Origin of the sequence: Nitratireductor aquimarinus (genome assembly GCF_017255295.1) — a bacterium.
Taxonomy (GTDB): Bacteria; Pseudomonadota; Alphaproteobacteria; order Rhizobiales; family Rhizobiaceae; genus Nitratireductor; species Nitratireductor aquimarinus.
Map to the genome: position 1 here is coordinate 1 of NZ_JAFKDE010000009.1, position 15,693 is coordinate 15,693.

Below are 15,693 nucleotides of genomic sequence, written 5' to 3' on the forward strand. Positions count from 1 at the left end.
GTAGATCCCTCGTCCCTCCCTGCGCCAAGCAGAAAAGGGAAAAAGTGGACGACTTTTCAGCCGCCCGCAGCAGGACAATCCAGCCGCTACCGTGGTCTAGTTTTCCACCGCCGTTCTCAATCTGATTGACTTCCGCCGGCAGAAGCGGCTCTGCCAGAGCCACGCGGTTCTGCACGTTGACGGTGGCGATATCCGGATCCGTGCCGACCTCGAAGCTCACGGACAGGATGTACGTCCCGTCCGCGCCAGACGTCGACTGCATGTAGATCATGTCGTCGACACCGGTGACCTTGTCTTCGATGATCTGCGCAACCGTTTGCTCGGTCACTTCCGCACCCGCCCCAGGATAGCTGGCGATCACGGAAACCTGCGGCGGAACGATATCGGGAAACTGCTCGACGGGCATGCGCGCCAGAGCGAGCAGACCACTCAGGAAAAGAACGATCGATATGACCGCAGCGAGGCGCGGCCGGGAGATGAATACATTGGCAATCATGGATCAGCTCCCCGAAGCTAAAGCTGCATCCACCACAATTCCTGGCCGAACCTTGTTCAGACCATCCGTGATCACATTCTCACCCTCTGTGACCCCCGTTCTGATAACGGAACGCCCGCCAACGGTTCGATCGATCTCGACCCTGCGCTGCTCGACGACATTCTCGCCATTCACGACCATCACATAGGTGCCGCTCAGATCGTGAAGCACGGAGCGCTGATCCACAGTGAGCTGGGGTTCCGGCTCGCTTGACGCGAGAACGACGCGAACCAGTTCCTGATCCAGCAAAACGCCATCGGCATTGTCAAAGCGCGCGCGGAGATTGATCGAGTCCGTGCCGGGACTGACCGTGCTTTCAATGAAGTCGAGATCTCCCGGCAGCGAATACTCCGACCCGTTTGCGAGCACCAGGTTTACAGACGCTTTGGTGCTGGCTTCCCCTGCCTGAACGCGCTCGGAATAGTCACGATAGATCGCGGTTGGCACGGGAAAGATAACGTGGATCGGATCGAGCTGCGTGAGCGCGACAAGGGGGCCGCCCTCAGGACCGATGAGCGCACCTTCATCAACTGTTGCAGCGCTAAGACGCCCCGCAAAAGGCGCTTCCACACTGGTGTAAGAGAGATTGAGCTCCGCCCGCTCCAGAGCCGCACGCGCCCGAATGAGCGCGCCATCGGCATTGCCGAGATTTGCAATGGCGTTGTCCAGCATGGCCTGCGACGTGGCCTGCCGCTTGACCAGTTCCGCCTGCCGCTCCCTTTCAAGCTCGGCAGACTTTTGCAGCGCCTCTGCAGACCGCACAGCGCCTTCCGCTTCTTTAACGGCGGCGGCATAAAGGTCATCATCAATCTGGAAAAGGATATCGCCCTTGTTCACCCGATCACCCGGCTGAAAATCGATGCTCTCCAGGGTTCCGGCGACACGCGGCCTGATGGCCACACGCTTCTCCGCCTCAAGGCGACCGTTGAAGACAGCGGTCTCCCCGACATCCACCAATGCAACGGGTTCCACGACCACCGCCGGCGGCGGCATGTCCTGAGCGACCGAGTTTGCAGAACCGCCCATCAGGAACAGCGCGGAAAGGAGCAATGCCCCCGTTGCGTTGCGCCCTCTGTCAAACCTCAGACCGGACACGCGACTGCTGCGGTTTCTGGACATCTAACCCCTCCCTCCGGCCTGAACCGGTGCCACCCCAAGGCGCAACACGGTTTCGCTAATATAAACGGCTAATTAAACAATATACGGCGCAACCTCAGAGTCCAGAGGATGCGCAATTTTGCTTTCCCTGATCGCTGGCGACGATCACCGCGCGCTCATCGGCAAGCGTGAAAGCCAACTCATCATGCATGCATACATGCGGTTCATCTCATGCACGGGGATGCACCGCACAGCATCCGTCCGGTCCGGGCCGTTACATGAAGCCCACGTCCAGAGCTTTGATGCAACGTGCCCCGCCTCGCCGGAGCGGCATCTCGCTTTTCAACCTGACCGACCACGACCGCACCACCCAGGTTCGCACAATCGGTCTCGCATCGATGAGAAACGATGGCGCGGAGAAGTGAGAAGGCGTAAGATGCGGCCTGTTCACTGATCCGGGCCCAGGCCGCCAGCGCGGTCATTTCGAGGTTCTCACTTTGCATTTCCATTCCGGGGAATGTCTTCGCATCAAATACGCCTTGCCGGACCCTGCGGACGGTCTTGACCGCACAGGCACATTTTTCGCGTCAGGGCGACGGTGGCATGCCGTTTGATATTCGAACGCCACATGCGCGCGACCTCGAAGCGCTGCTTGCGATTGAGAATGCAGCGTTCCCCGGCGACAGGCTGTCGCGCCGCTCCTTGAGACGCCTGATGGAGGCGAAGAGCGCCGTCATCTGTGCGGCCGAGGAAGACGGGCGCATCATTGGCTATGCGCTGGCATTGACGCGGCGCACCAGCACCATTGCGCGGCTTTATTCCATCGCGGTTGATCCTGCCGAAAGCGGCAGGAGCGTGGCGGCGGCTCTGCTTCTGGAACTCGAACGCCGGGTGCTGGACAGGGGCCTACGCGCGGTGCGGCTGGAAGTGCGGGAAGACAATGAAGGGGCGATCCGGCTCTATCAGCGCGCCGGCTATCACCCATTCGGCCGATACGAGAATTACTATCAAGACGGCATGAGCGCGCTTCGTTACGAAAAGGCGTTACGCGCTTTCAACACGGAGAGCGGCCCCAGATGAGTTGGGTCATCCTGACAGGCAAGAAAGGCGACCTCGACGAGACCGCCACCCCTTACAAGATCATCACCAATCGCGATTACCTGGCGCATCCAGCCCTGTTTCGGGGCCAGCGGCCGAAAATCATCAACCTGTCGTCCAGCTACGCCTATCAGAGCCGCGGATATTATGCATCGCTGCTGGCGAGCTCTCGCGGCCATCGCGTCATTCCCTCGGTCGAAACCATGATCGACCTGTCGGCGCGCAAACTCTATGAAAACGCACTTCCCGAACTGGAGCAGGCGCTCAATCGCTGCCGGGCGGAGACAGGCGGCGTCTTTCCTGCAAGCGTCAGCGTGTTCTTTGGCATTGGTCCCGACAGGGGCTGGGAGCGGTTTGCAAAACTCCTGTTCGACTGGTTTCGCGCCCCCGCGCTCGAAGTCGCCATCAAGGACGGAGAATGGGCGACGATCACGCGCATCGGCTTTCGCCCGCTATCGCGCATGAGCGCGGCGGAGAAAGAACGCTTCACCGCCTCCCTGCACAGCTATACCAGCCGGCAGTGGCGCGACAGCCGCACCCGCGTTCCGGCACGCTACAGTTTCGCAACGCTGATCGACCCGCGCGAGGAACTGCCGCCATCGAGCGTGGCCTCGCTGAAGCACTGGTCGCGCATTGCTGCCCGGATGGGAGTGGAGGTGGAGCCGATCACCCGGAAGGACCTGCCGCGGCTGGCAAATTTCGACGCCCTTTTCATCCGCGAGACAACGTCCATCTCCAACCACACATATCGGTTTGCACGCCGCGCGCAGCAGGAAGGGATGCCGGTCATCGACGATCCTCTCTCGATGATCCGCTGCACCAACAAGGTCTACCTGAACGAGCTGATGGCAACGCACCGCGTGGCGGTTCCGCCGACCGTGATGATTGCCGGCGCCGCCGATCTTGAACGCGCGGCTGACCTGCTGGGTTTTCCGCTGGTGCTCAAAACGCCGGACAGCTCGTTTTCGCGCGGCGTGAAGAAGGCCTCGAACATGGCCGAATTGAAAACACTGGCGATGAAATGGCTGGAAGATTCCGATCTTCTCATCGCGCAGAAATTCCTGCCGACCGCGTTTGACTGGCGCATCGGGGTTCTCGATGGCGAGCCCCTCTTCTCCGTGCAGTATCTCATGGCGAAGAAGCACTGGCAGATCGTCAATCACGAGCGGCAGGGACGTCCCGACGAAGGGGGCTTCCGCTCGTTCCGACTGACCGAAACACCGGCTGACGTTCTCGATACCGCAGTGCGCGCCGCCCGCTGCATCGGAAGCGGCCTCTACGGCGTCGACATCAAGGCGACACCGGAGGGCATTCACGTCATCGAGGTCAACGACAATCCCAATCTGGATCACGGCTGCGAGGATGCCGGAGAGAAAGACGAAGTCTGGACCCGTCTGACACAGTGGTTCATCGACCGGCTGGAGCGCTGAAAACTTTTCTCCGGCCAAAAACCTGCCCGACTGGCCGGGCAGGTTGTTTTGACGCCCACGCCCGGTAAGGGGCTCGGGCAGCCGGGGGCGCGTCAGAGCGTGACCCAGCCTTCCGGCGGCTCCTTGCCGGGATGCACCGTTCCGCAGTTCGGGCAGGTGCGGTCTTCTTCCGAAGCGTAGAACTTCTTGTAGACCGGCGGCAGGTCTTCGACGATGGACTGAAGCTGCAGCTCGGCGCGATGGACCAGCGTTCCGCAATCGAAACAGTACCATTCGACCGCGTCCAGCTCTCCCGGCTGCCGTTTGGGCTCGACCACAAGGCCGATGGACCCCTCCTGGGGCCGCTGTGGCGAGTGGCGGACATGCGGCGGCAGCAGGAAGATTTCGCCCTCCCGGATCGGAACGTCGTAGAATTCCTCGCCGTCATAGATCTTGAGAACCATATCCCCTTCGAGCTGGTAGAAGAACTCTTCCACCGGATCGTCGTGATAGTCCGTGCGTTTGTTCGGCCCGCCAACGACGGTGACCATCAGATCGGCATCCTCCCAGATCTGCTGATTACCGACCGGCGGCTTGAGCAGATGGCGGTGCTCGTCGATCCAGGCCTTGAAGTTGAACGCTTTAAGTCTCGACATGGAAACCTCCCTGTTTGCCCTCAGCTTGCTGCAAAGCCGGCAGCGCCTCAAACGTGAACCGGCTATGCAGCTATCGAAAATGGGCATACCCGGCCCGCTCCTGGCTTTCGACAGCCACCGCAGTGCAGCGATGAAGCCAGGGGCCGGGGACGCGCCCCGGCCAGATGCCCAAAGGTTTAAAGCAGCAGCCCGCTGCTCTCGAACGCCGCGCTGGTTGCCGCTTTCTCGGCTTCCGTCAGTTCGAGCATCGGATGACGCACGCGCCCACCGACCTGACCGAGAAGTTCCTGCCAATATTTGCCGTGTGCAGTGGGCTTGCCGCCCGGCTTGGTGCTGCGGATCGCTTCGCGCACCGGGTTGAGGCTGTCGCGCACGCGGCGCGCCTCGGCGAACTTTCCGGCAAAGGCCAGCTGCGTGTATTCATGCATCCGCCGGTCATTGGCGGTCTGGAGCAGATAGGGCGGAGAGGAGCAGAGATAGAGCTGCCAGCCCAGCTCCTCGATATTGTCCAGCCACTCATCCTCGGCCGAGGTGGAAACGAGGATCTTGTCGCCGACCATCTGCGTCAGACGCACATACATCTCGCGCGGGACCGAATATTTGATCGCCATGATGTTGGGCAGTTCCGCCACGCGTGCGCAGGTCTCCGGCTCCATGAGATAACCGCTGTCGGGATGGCTCCACATGGCGATGCCGATATCCAGCCGGTCGCAGAGATATTTGTAATAGTTGTAGAGAACCTCATCGCGGTCGTGGCAGAAGCTCAGCATCGGCGCATGAACGACAACATAATCGGCGCCACACGCTTCCGCGTGACGGCCAAGCTCGACGACAGTGTCCACATTCTGATCCGAAATGGACATGATCGTACCGGCCTTGTCGCCGCATTCGTCGGCGGCCACCGTCATGTTGCGCTTGCGCTCTTCAAGCGACATGGACCAGAATTCGCCCTGCTTGCCAGCCACAAACAGCCCCTTGATCTCCAGGTCATCGATCCAGTGCCGGATGTTCCGGCGCAGTCCGGCTTCATCCATAGCCAGGTTCGCATCAAAGGGGTTCAGCGCAGCGGCCCAGATGCCCCGCATTGTTTCGCGCGCATAGGCCTTGGCTTCATGTTTGGCGTATTTCATTTGCTGTCGTTCCTGGCTGGCATGCAGTTTGGAAACCGCCCGAGATGGCGGAAGATGCTGCCAACACAATCCTGAACTGGCCGCGAAACCAAACGCATTGCGCCGAATTGGATATTCAAAAAATCTATATCAAGGCCGCGTGCATTTACTTTATACGTGATCACTGGTTTCAGGAGGCTTGGATGAAGATCGGCATAATCGGCGACGGTGCAATCGGACGGTATGTGCGCCGGCAACTTGATGAACGCGGGATCACAACCAGTATCCTGATGGTGCGCCCGGCGCGCCTGGACGAGGCCACCGATGACGGGATTCTCCGTGTGGCCAGCGTCGAGACGTTGCCGGCGGATGTCGATCTGATGGTCGATTGCGCGGGACACGCGGCGCTGAGCGAACACGGCCCCGCAATACTCCGCAGTGGCCGCGATCTGGTGACCGTGTCGCTTGGCGCACTGGCTGACACCGCCCTGCTGCGGGCACTGGAAACCGCCGGCGCGCAGGGCTCTGCCCGGCTTCATCTTGCAAGCGGTGCGATTGGCGCGCTCGACTGCCTTCAGGCGGCGTCGGTTGGCGGGCTGGATGCCGTCACCTATGTCGGAAGGAAACCGCCATTGGGGTGGAAGGGATCGCCCGCCGAAAACGTGCTCGACCTCGATGCGCTTCAAAGCGCCGGGATCCATTTCGAGGGAACGGCAGGCGAGGCAGCGATGCGCTACCCGAAGAATGCCAATGTGGCAGCCGCAGTGGCGATTGCCGGGCTCGGTTTCGAAGCCACGAAGGTCAGGCTCATTGCCGACCCGGCAGTGTCCGCCAACATTCACGAGGTTCACGCCGAGGGTGGCTTCGGACAGTTTTCCTTCCACATCGAGGGCCGCGCGCTGCCTGACAATCCCCGTAGCTCAGCCCTTGCCGCCATGAGCGTCGTGGCCGCGATCATGCGGCAGCGGCAGACCGTTACGCTCTAGGCAGGGAGGCGAGTCTCGTGATCACGCGTCATTCCCGCATCGTCGAGCGCGCTTTGACCCGCCTGAAGCTGCGTCAGCTCCGGCTTCTCATCGCTGTGGGACAACACGGCAACATCCAGAACGCGGCGCGCCATCTGGGCATCTCGCAGCCCGCCGCCACCAAGATGATTCAGGACCTGGAACTCGACTTCGAGGTGAAGCTCTTCGAGCGCACAAATCGCGGCGTGGTTCCGACCGTTTTCGGCGCATCGCTGATACGGCACGGCAAGCTGATCTTCGCGCAGGTTTCAAACGCCGCGCAGGAACTCGATGATCTGAACGAGGGCAACAGCGGGCGCGTCGTGGTCGGCACGCTTTTGGCAGCCTCGCCGACCCTCCTGCCCTTCGCCATCGAGAAGCTGTTGCAGGAACGGCCCAAAGTGGCGATCAAGATCGTCGAGGGCACCAACGAAGTTCTCATGCCCGCACTGCTCTCCGGCGAGATCGACATGGTGGTCGGTCGCCTGCCCAGCCACAGGCATCGCTCAAAGGTCGAGCAGGAAAAGTTCTTCGATGAACGCGTCGTGGCCGTGACCGGGACACAGCATCCGCTGGCGCAGCAGAGTTCCGTCACCTTCGAGCAGCTCATGCCCTTCGGCTGGATACTCCCGCCGCTTGAGACGACCCTGCGGCGGCAGACAGATCAGTATTTCGTGCGGCAGGGGCAATACACCCCGCCCACGGCCATCGAGTCGATCTCCTACCTCGCCAACCGCACATTGCTGCAAACGCATGATTTCGTCGGCCTCATGCCAGCCCATGTGGCGTCACTCGACATCGAACACGGGCTTCTGGCCCGCATCGACTGGGCCGTTCCCTTCGGCGCCGGTCCGGTGGGCGTTTCGCACCGCGGCGAGCAAAGCCTTTCGCCCGCAGGCGCCGCCTTTCTGAACGTTCTGCGAAAGGTGGCCACGGATATCTGAGCGCTGGCCGGCAGACGCCTGCTATCACGCAATCGGATATCCGTATTTGGTCAATTTCCTTGAGAACATACCTGCCCGAATGAGACCTTTGCCCCGAAATACAGTCTTACGAGGGCATGATGAGCACCTATCCGGAACTACACCTCTATATCGGTGGAGAGTGGCGCAAAACGGCAGATGACCTTCCGGTCGTGAACCCCGCAACCGAACAGGAAATCGGCCGATTGCCGCATGCCGACATTGCCGATCTGGACGATGCGCTGGCCGCCGCGCAGGAGGGCTTCCGCGTGTGGAGCCGGACCGCGCCCAGAGACCGTGCGGACATCATTCTCAGGGCCTCCGCGCTCATGCGCGAGCGGCAGGAAGAGATCGCACAGTCGATCACCGCCGAACATGGAAAGCCGCTCTCTCAGGCGCGGCTGGAAGTCATTCGTGGCTGCGAGTTCCTGGAGTGGGATGCGGGCGAGGCAGTGCGCACCTATGGCCGTGTCATCCCGTCTGCTCCGGGCGTGCGCTACATGGTTCATCACCAGCCCATCGGCGTGGTTGCCGGTCTTTCGCCGTGGAATTTTCCGATGAGCCAGCCGGCGCGGAAGGTTGCAGGCGCGCTCGCCTCGGGGTGCTCGATCATCCTCAAGGCTGCGGAAGAGACGCCGGCCGGCGCGCTGCACATCGCCCGCGCGTTTCATGATGCCGGCCTTCCCAAAGGCGTTTTGAACCTCGTCTTCGGCACGCCCGCCATGATTTCCGATCACCTTATCCGGCACGACGCGGTGCGGCTTGTCGCCTTCACCGGATCGACGGCGGTGGGCAGGCAGCTGACGACGCTCGCCTCCGAACACATGACCCCGGTGCTGATGGAGCTCGGCGGGCACGCGCCCGTGATCGTCTGCGAAGACACGGATGTGCAGAAGGCCGCGATCAGCGGTGCAGTTCGCAAGATGCGCAATGCCGGACAGGTCTGCACGTCGCCCACGCGCTTCTTCGTGCATGAAAGCATCTTCGACGAATATGCCGATGCCTTCGTGAAACGCGCTGCTCAAACCTTGGTTGGAAACGGCGTCGAGCCGGGTGTCGAAATGGGGCCGCTGGCCAATGAGCGCCGCCTCCCCGCGCTCAGTGCTCTGGTCGAGGACGCCCGCGCCAGGGGCGCCGAGGTGCGCACCGGCGGCGCACGCATGAGCAATGCCGGGTATTTCTTCCAGCCGACCGTGCTGGTGAACGTCCCCGACGATGCCAGGGTAATGCAGGAAGAACCGTTCGGCCCGCTGGCCGTCATCAATCCGGTAAGCTCGCTGGACGAGGCGATTGAGAAGGCCAACTCGGTGCCTTACGGCCTCGCAGCCTATGGCTTCACCAACCGCGCCGACTATATCGACCGCATGACCGACGGCGTGGAGGCGGGCAACCTCTCCTTCAACACGCTGGAGGCCTCCTTGCCGGAAACCCCGTTCGGCGGCGTGAAGTCCAGCGGCTATGGCCGCGAAGGCGGCACCGAGGGCCTGCACAACTACATGGTCGTCAAGAACGTGTCGCACAGCATGACGATTGTTTGATCCGGGTGCGGGTGCGCGCCGCCAACCATGCGCGCACCCGCCAATCCCACGGCTCCTCACCCGCCGATATCCACTTTCCCCTCAGGCCCGCGACTTTCCACCGGCTGTCAAATCACCGTCGCACGCCTCCGCTAGGAGTCTGGGCATTTGCCGAGACAGGTCGGCTCGGTCCAGCACAAAGCCAGAGGAATGCCGTCATGAAAAAGCAGGATATCGTCAATCTCTCCTGGGATGAATTCGATGAAATGCGCGATCCCCGCCCCGATGCCAATGGCTTCGATGCGGTTGTCGAGCGCGCCATTTCGCGCCGTGGCTTTCTGGGCGGCGTGCTTGCCTTCGGCTCTGCCGCAGCCGTGATGGGGAGTGGAGTTCTCTCCTCCACCACCTCCGCAAAGGCGCAAGTCTCGGCCTTCGCGTTCGAGCCGATTGGCATCGCCACCGACCACGACATTCACGTCCCGAAAGGCTACGCCTGGAAGACGCTGGTGCGCTGGGGCGATCCGCTTTTCAAGGAAGCCGAGGGCGCCTATTCGCCGGAAACGGGCGTGTCCGTCGACATGTCCGACAAGGTGTTCGGTGAGAACACCGACGGCATGGAAACCTTTGTCGATGGCGACAAGACGATCCTCGCGATCAATTCGGAATATGTGAATCCGAAGATCAACCTGCCGGCCGCCTCCGAAGGCATGCCGCAGAACGCCGATGAAGTGCGTCTTCTCAAGAACATGCAGGGCGTCACCGTGCTCGAGATCGCCGACAGCGGCGACGGCTATGAAGTCGTGCTCGACAGCCCCTACAACCGTCGCATCACCCATGAAACGCAGATGACGATGGACGGCCCCGCCGCCGGCTCCGATCTGGTCAAGACCAACGCAGATCCTGAAGGCGTTTCGCCCAAGGGCACGATGAACAATTGCGGCTCCGGCAAGACGCTCTGGGGCACCTATCTGACCTGCGAAGAAAACTTCAATGGCTATTTCGGTACGACCGCCAAGCGTGAAGCCACCGAAGGAGAAAAGCGCTACGGCATCGGCGGCGAAGGCCGTTACGCCTACGAAAAGTTTGAAGAGCGCTTCGACCTCGCAAAAGAGCCCAACGAGCCGAACCGCCATGGCTGGGTCACGGAAATCAACCCGCGCGACCCGTCCTCCACCCCGGTCAAGCATACGGCGCTCGGCCGCTTCAAGCACGAGAACGCCGAGATGGTGCAGGCCGCCGACGGTCGCATCGTGGTCTATATGGGCGACGACGAGCGCGGCGAGTTCATCTATAAATATGTCTCCGACAAGAGTTGGGCCGAAGGCCAGCCGACCGATGGCCTGCTGTCGAACGGCACGCTGTATGTCGCAAAGTTCAATGACGACATGACCGGCGAGTGGCTGCCGCTGACCCCGGAAAGCACGGGCATGGAACTGGCGGACATTCTGGTGTTCTCGCGCATGGCGGGCTCCAAGGTCGGCGCGACCACCATGGACCGCCCCGAATGGGTTGCCGCAAACCCGCTGCGCGTGGAGGTGTATTGCGCTCTCACCAACAACAAGAACCGTGGCGTGAAGGCCAATGCCGGCGGTGATGAACAGCCGGTGGGCGGCCCCAACCCGCGCGAGACAAACAATTACGGTCAGATCGTGCGCTGGCGCCCGGCTGGCGAAGACCATGGCGCAGACGGCTTCACCTGGGATCTCTACGTCATGGCCGGCAACCCGACCGTCTACGACAACGTCTATGCCGGCTCGGAAAACGTCAACGAAGGCAACATGTTCAACTCGCCCGACGGCATGGCCTTCTCCTCCGATGGCATGCTGTGGATCCAGACCGACGGCGACGACAGCAATGAAGGCGAGTTCGCTGGCCAGGGCAACAACCAGATGCTGGTCGGCAATCCCGAAACCGGCGAGATCGCCCGCTTCCTGACCGCGCCGAACGGCGCGGAAGTGACCGGCCTCAGCTGGTCGCCGGACGGCAAGGTCGCCTTTGTCGGCATCCAGCATCCGGGCGGCAACTGGCCGGACGGAAACGGCAAGCCGCGCTCGGCGGTCATCGCGGTCTGGCGCGAAGATGGCCAGGCCATCGGCTGATTGCCCACCGCCGCAGATCAGAAAGGGGACGTCCTGCGGGGCGTCCCCTTTTGCATGCGGGGGCGAATTCGGAGATGGCGCACCATCCCGCTCACTCTCTTGACCCGCACAGCGGCCAGCCCTTTTCGTTTCAAAACGAGCCGTTTATGACGGCTTGACGCAGACACATTTCCACCCCACCTGTCAGCCGCCCCGCATAATGCAATTCACCAACCGGATCACCACACCGTGCAAGCGCTCAAGAGCCTGATTGAATCCCGCCGTTTCGAGGCGGTCATCACCGTCCTCATCGTCATCAACGCCGTCACGCTCGGGCTCGAAACCTCAGAGCGCGCCATGGCCGCCCTTGGCCCGCTGCTGCTGACGATCGACCGGGCAATCCTCGGCGTCTTCGTGCTGGAACTCATGGCGCGCTTCGCGGTCTACCAGAAGAATTTCTTCCGCGATCCCTGGCGCATCTTCGATCTCTTGATCGTGGGCATCGCGCTGGTGCCGGCAACGGCCGGCCTCTCGGTGCTGCGCGCCCTGCGCATTCTGCGTGTGTTGCGGCTGGTCAGCATGGTGCCGTCGCTGCGCCGGGTCGTTGGCGGCCTTGTCGCGGCGCTGCCCGGCATGGGCTCCATCATGCTGCTGCTCGGCCTCGTCTATTATGTGTTCGCCGTGATGGCGACGAAGCTTTTCGGCGCGTCCTTCCCCGACTGGTTCGGCACGATCGGCCATTCGGCCTATTCGCTGTTCCAGATCATGACGCTGGAAAGCTGGTCGATGGGCATCGTGCGACCGGTGATGGAAGTCTATCCGCTTGCCTGGATGTTCTTCATCCCCTTCATCGTCTCCACCACCTTCACGGTGCTCAACCTCTTCATCGGTATCATCGTCTCGGCCATGCAGGCCGAGCATGATGAGGAAGCATCGGCAGAGCGCACGGCGCTACAGGCCGAACAGGAAGTCATCCTCGATGAAATCCGCGCCCTGCGCAAAGAAGTGCAGGCGATGAATGCCGAGAAGCAGAAGGTGGAGCGCTGATCGGAACGATCAGCGCATCCGGAAATGCTTGGAGAGCTTGAGCGACTGGCCCTGATAGTTTGACTTCAGGTCCGCGCCATAGAGCGCGCTCGGCCGCGACAGCATCCGCTCATAAACGAGCCGGCCAACGATCTGTCCATGTTCGAGAATGAACGGGACTTCGTGGCTGCGCACTTCCAGAACCGCGCGGCTGCCGGTTCCGCCTGCCGATGAATGGCCGAAGCCGGGATCGAAGAAGCCGGCATAGTGAACGCGGAATTCGCCCACCAGCGGATCGAAAGGCGTCATCTCGGCGGCATGGAAGGGCGGCACATGCACCGCCTCCTGCGACACGAGAATATAGAACTCGTCCGGATCGAGAATCAGGCCGCCAGCGCCATCGCCGGTGAGCGGTTCCCAGAAATCGGCAACCTCGTGCTGGTCGCGCTTGTCCACGTCGATCAGCGCCGTGTGATGCTTCGCGCGGTAACCGATCAGCCCGTTGGCGTCGCCACTCAGATCCACTGAAAGCGCAATGCCGCCCTTGGTGATGTTCGGCTCTTCCGCCGCGACCAGCGTTTCACGCGCATGCAGGTCAGAAAGCGCGCTTTCATCAAGCAGCGCCTTGCCGGTGCGAAAGCGGATCTGCGACAGGCGCGAGCCGGTGCGCACAACGATGGGGAAGGTGCGCGGGCTCACTTCCATGTAGAGCGGGCCGGAATAGCCGGCGGGGATCTTGTCGAACTCCTGGCCATTGTCGGTCATCACGCGCGTGAAGATGTCGAGCCGGCCGGTCGAGCTTTTCGGATTGGCGGAAGCCGAGATGCCATCCGGCAGGTCGAGCCCTTCCAGAAGCGGCACGATGTAAACACAGCCGGTTTCCAGAACCGCCCCCTCGCCCAGCTGGATCTCGTGCAGCTTGAGCCGGTCGAGCTTTTCCGAAACGCGATGGTTGGGACCGGGCAGGAAGCTGGCGCGCACGCGATACGCCACAGCGCCAAGCCTGAGGTCGAGACTGGCCGGCTGGATCTGGTCAGGGTCCAGTGGGCGGGCCGAGGCCAGCGCCCCGTTGTCGAACAGTGCCGCGATGTCCTTGTCCGGCAGAATTCCCGCTTTTGCCAACGCCCCTTCTCCTTGCACAGGGTTTAATTGAACGAGGTTTAGCGCCGCTTGTCGTTGACGCAAGGCGCTTGAGGGTCTAATGGACCTTTATCCCGTGGTGATTTGGCCGGTCGGCTTGCAGCCACGTTAAAGAAGTCGCTAAAAGGCCGCGCTCGATGGACGAACCGGCATGCGACTTTTCGCGGCCGGTTTTTTTGTTGGGTAAAGAAGCGATGACCGATCATTTCGAAGACAACTGGAAACCACAGACAGCCCTCGTGCATGGCGGGGTCACCCGCTCGCATTTCGGCGAGACCTCAGAAGCGCTCTATCTGACTCAGGGCTTCGTTTATGACAGCGCGGAAGCCGCCGAGGCGCGCTTCAAGGGCGAAGAGCCCGGTTTCGTTTACTCGCGCTATGCAAACCCCACCGTGGACATGTTCGAGCGCCGCATGTGTGCGCTGGAGGGTGCAGAAGAAGCCCGCGCCATGTCATCCGGCATGGCTGCCGTCACCGCCGCCCTTCTCTGTTCTCTCAAGGCGGGCGATCACGTGGTCGCCGGCCGCGCTTTGTTCGGCTCCTGTCGCTGGGTGGTCGAGACGCTGATGCCGCGCTACGGCATCGAAACCACGCTGATCGATGGCGCAAAGCTTGAGAACTGGAAAGCCGCCGTGCGGCCCAACACCAGGCTGTTCTTCCTTGAAAGCCCCACCAACCCGACGCTGGAAGTGGCCGACATCGCCGGTGTCGCCGCACTTGCCAACGAAATCGGCGGGCGACTGGTGGTCGACAACGTGTTCGCCACGCCGCTCCTGCAAAAGCCGCTGGAGCTTGGCGCACACGTGGTCGTCTACTCCGCCACCAAGCATATTGACGGTCAGGGCCGTTGCCTTGGCGGCGTCGTGCTTTCGGACCGGGAGTGGGTGGACGAGCACCTGCAGGATTTCTTCCGTCACACCGGGCCGAGCCTCTCGCCGTTCAACGCCTGGACGCTGCTCAAGGGACTGGAGACACTGCCGCTGCGCGTGCGCCAGCAGACCGAGAGCGCCGGCCGCATCGCGGATCTGCTCGCCGGGCATCCGAAGATCGCACGCGTCATCTATCCCGGCCGCAAGGACCACCCGCAGGCCGACATCATCGCCAAACAGATGAAGGGTGGCTCGACGCTTCTCTGCGTCGAACTGAAGGGCGGCAAGAAGGAAGCCTTTGCGTTTGAGAATGCGCTGAAAATCTTCCAGATTTCCAACAATCTGGGCGACGCCAAGAGCCTTATCACGCATCCCGCCACGACGACGCACAAGAACCTGTCGGACGAGGCGCGCGCCGAGCTTGGCATTGGCGATGGCACGCTGCGCCTTTCGGTGGGCCTCGAAGACGGCGATGACCTTGTCGCCGATGTCGAGCGCGCGCTGGACGCGGTCTAAACCTCAGCCCCGCGCTCCGGGCCGGTTCAGCCGAACCGGCCTGCCGCCAGCACGATGCGCGACACGGTCGTGTAGAGCGTGATGAGAGCAAAGGCGTAGGCAAAGATCGCGAACCATTGCGGGAAAAGGCACATGGCCACGAACACGGCCAGCGTCTCGCTGGCCTCGGCCAGCCCTGTGGTGAAGAACAGCGATTTCTCGCCCCGCGCCCTGCTCTTGAGACGGTGTTTTTCGGCCATCACCGCATAGGCGAGAAAGCTCGCCCCATTGACGTAGAACGCAAGAAGCAGCACCCCGCCGGCAATGGCGTTGGCTTCCGGATTTGCAATGATGAAGCCAAGCGGCACCGCGCCGTAGAAGGCGAAATCGAGCACAATGTCGAGATAGCCGCCGAAATCTGTTTTGCCGTTGATGCGCGCCACAGCGCCATCCAGCCCGTCGCACAGCCGACTGGCGAGAATAAGCGCCAGTCCGGCCCAGTACCCACCGAATGCGATGGCCGCCGCTGCCGCCAGCCCCAGAACCAGACCTGCATAAGTGATGGCGTTCGCGCGCACTCCCGCCGCCGCGAGCTGCGTCGCCATGGCCGACAATCCGGGATCGATCTTTCGGTGCGCCCAACCGTCAAGCATGTTTCACCACTGTTTCCCTGCTGAACGGCCCATGATTAGCGTCT

At 61.9% G+C, this 15,693-nt stretch carries 14 protein-coding genes and 1 riboswitch; of the genes, 8 read left to right on the forward strand and 6 right to left on the reverse strand.

What is annotated here, in order from left to right; all coding sequences use genetic code 11:
- Positions 1-496: efflux RND transporter permease subunit (locus JYP46_RS15910; protein ID WP_206548667.1), on the reverse strand; the 496-nt coding region annotated here is incomplete at its 3' end.
- A 3-nt stretch (positions 497-499) separates the two neighbouring features.
- Positions 500-1,654 carry an efflux RND transporter periplasmic adaptor subunit gene (locus tag JYP46_RS15915; RefSeq protein WP_206548668.1) on the reverse strand — a complete coding sequence of 385 codons (1,155 nt, stop codon included), beginning with the start codon at positions 1,652-1,654 and terminating at the stop codon, positions 500-502.
- Positions 1,655-2,236: 582 nt separating this feature from the next.
- On the opposite strand from JYP46_RS15915, the gene JYP46_RS15920 reads away from it, so the two are divergent.
- The gene (locus JYP46_RS15920; RefSeq protein WP_206548669.1) at positions 2,237-2,713 is read left to right on the forward strand and encodes a GNAT family N-acetyltransferase; all 477 of its coding nucleotides are present in this window, start codon (positions 2,237-2,239) and stop codon (positions 2,711-2,713) included.
- Positions 2,710-4,161: a RimK family protein gene (locus tag JYP46_RS15925; RefSeq protein WP_206548670.1), complete on the forward strand. Its 1,452-nt coding sequence runs from the start codon at positions 2,710-2,712 to the stop codon at positions 4,159-4,161. The genes JYP46_RS15920 and JYP46_RS15925 overlap by 4 nt, the downstream gene beginning before the upstream one ends.
- Positions 4,162-4,253: 92 nt before the next feature.
- On the opposite strand, the gene JYP46_RS15930 is transcribed toward JYP46_RS15925, so the two are convergent.
- Positions 4,254-4,796: a 3-hydroxyanthranilate 3,4-dioxygenase gene (locus tag JYP46_RS15930; protein WP_206548671.1), complete on the reverse strand. Its 543-nt coding sequence runs from the start codon at positions 4,794-4,796 to the stop codon at positions 4,254-4,256.
- 176 nt (positions 4,797-4,972) lie between these two features.
- On the reverse strand, positions 4,973-5,926 hold the full coding sequence (locus tag JYP46_RS15935; protein ID WP_206548672.1) for a dihydrodipicolinate synthase family protein: 954 nt from the start codon (positions 5,924-5,926) through the stop codon (positions 4,973-4,975).
- A 182-nt stretch (positions 5,927-6,108) separates the two neighbouring features.
- Between JYP46_RS15935 and JYP46_RS15940 the strand changes: the two genes are divergently transcribed.
- From JYP46_RS15940 to JYP46_RS15960, 5 genes are all read left to right on the forward strand, one after another.
- Positions 6,109-6,891: an aspartate dehydrogenase gene (locus tag JYP46_RS15940; RefSeq protein WP_206548673.1), complete on the forward strand. Its 783-nt coding sequence runs from the start codon at positions 6,109-6,111 to the stop codon at positions 6,889-6,891.
- Positions 6,892-6,908: 17 nt separating this feature from the next.
- A complete protein-coding gene (locus JYP46_RS15945) occupies positions 6,909-7,853 on the forward strand; it encodes a LysR substrate-binding domain-containing protein (protein ID WP_206548674.1) in 945 nt (314 codons plus the stop codon).
- Positions 7,854-7,972: 119 nt separating this feature from the next.
- On the forward strand, positions 7,973-9,409 hold the full coding sequence (locus JYP46_RS15950) for an NAD-dependent succinate-semialdehyde dehydrogenase (RefSeq protein WP_206548675.1): 1,437 nt from the start codon (positions 7,973-7,975) through the stop codon (positions 9,407-9,409).
- Between the two features lie 197 nt (positions 9,410-9,606).
- Positions 9,607-11,487: a PhoX family protein gene (locus tag JYP46_RS15955; protein ID WP_206548676.1), complete on the forward strand. Its 1,881-nt coding sequence runs from the start codon at positions 9,607-9,609 to the stop codon at positions 11,485-11,487.
- Between the two features lie 228 nt (positions 11,488-11,715).
- A complete protein-coding gene (locus JYP46_RS15960) occupies positions 11,716-12,513 on the forward strand; it encodes an ion transporter (protein WP_206548677.1) in 798 nt (265 codons plus the stop codon).
- Positions 12,514-12,522: 9 nt separating this feature from the next.
- Here JYP46_RS15960 and JYP46_RS15965 read toward each other — a convergent pair whose 3' ends face one another.
- Complete coding sequence (locus JYP46_RS15965; protein ID WP_113154013.1) at positions 12,523-13,614, reverse strand: 2'-deoxycytidine 5'-triphosphate deaminase; 1,092 nt, start codon at positions 13,612-13,614, stop codon at positions 12,523-12,525.
- Between the two features lie 84 nt (positions 13,615-13,698).
- A riboswitch (SAM riboswitch) is annotated at positions 13,699-13,776 on the forward strand.
- Between the two features lie 50 nt (positions 13,777-13,826).
- On the opposite strand from JYP46_RS15965, the gene JYP46_RS15970 reads away from it, so the two are divergent.
- Positions 13,827-15,017: an O-succinylhomoserine sulfhydrylase gene (locus JYP46_RS15970; RefSeq protein ID WP_206544507.1), complete on the forward strand. Its 1,191-nt coding sequence runs from the start codon at positions 13,827-13,829 to the stop codon at positions 15,015-15,017.
- Positions 15,018-15,043: 26 nt separating this feature from the next.
- Here the strand turns inward: JYP46_RS15970 and JYP46_RS15975 are convergent, their stop codons facing one another.
- Positions 15,044-15,649 (reverse strand): CDP-alcohol phosphatidyltransferase family protein, encoded by a 606-nt coding sequence (locus JYP46_RS15975; protein ID WP_206548678.1) that lies wholly within the window; start codon positions 15,647-15,649, stop codon positions 15,044-15,046.
- Positions 15,650-15,693: the final 44 nt, after the last annotated feature.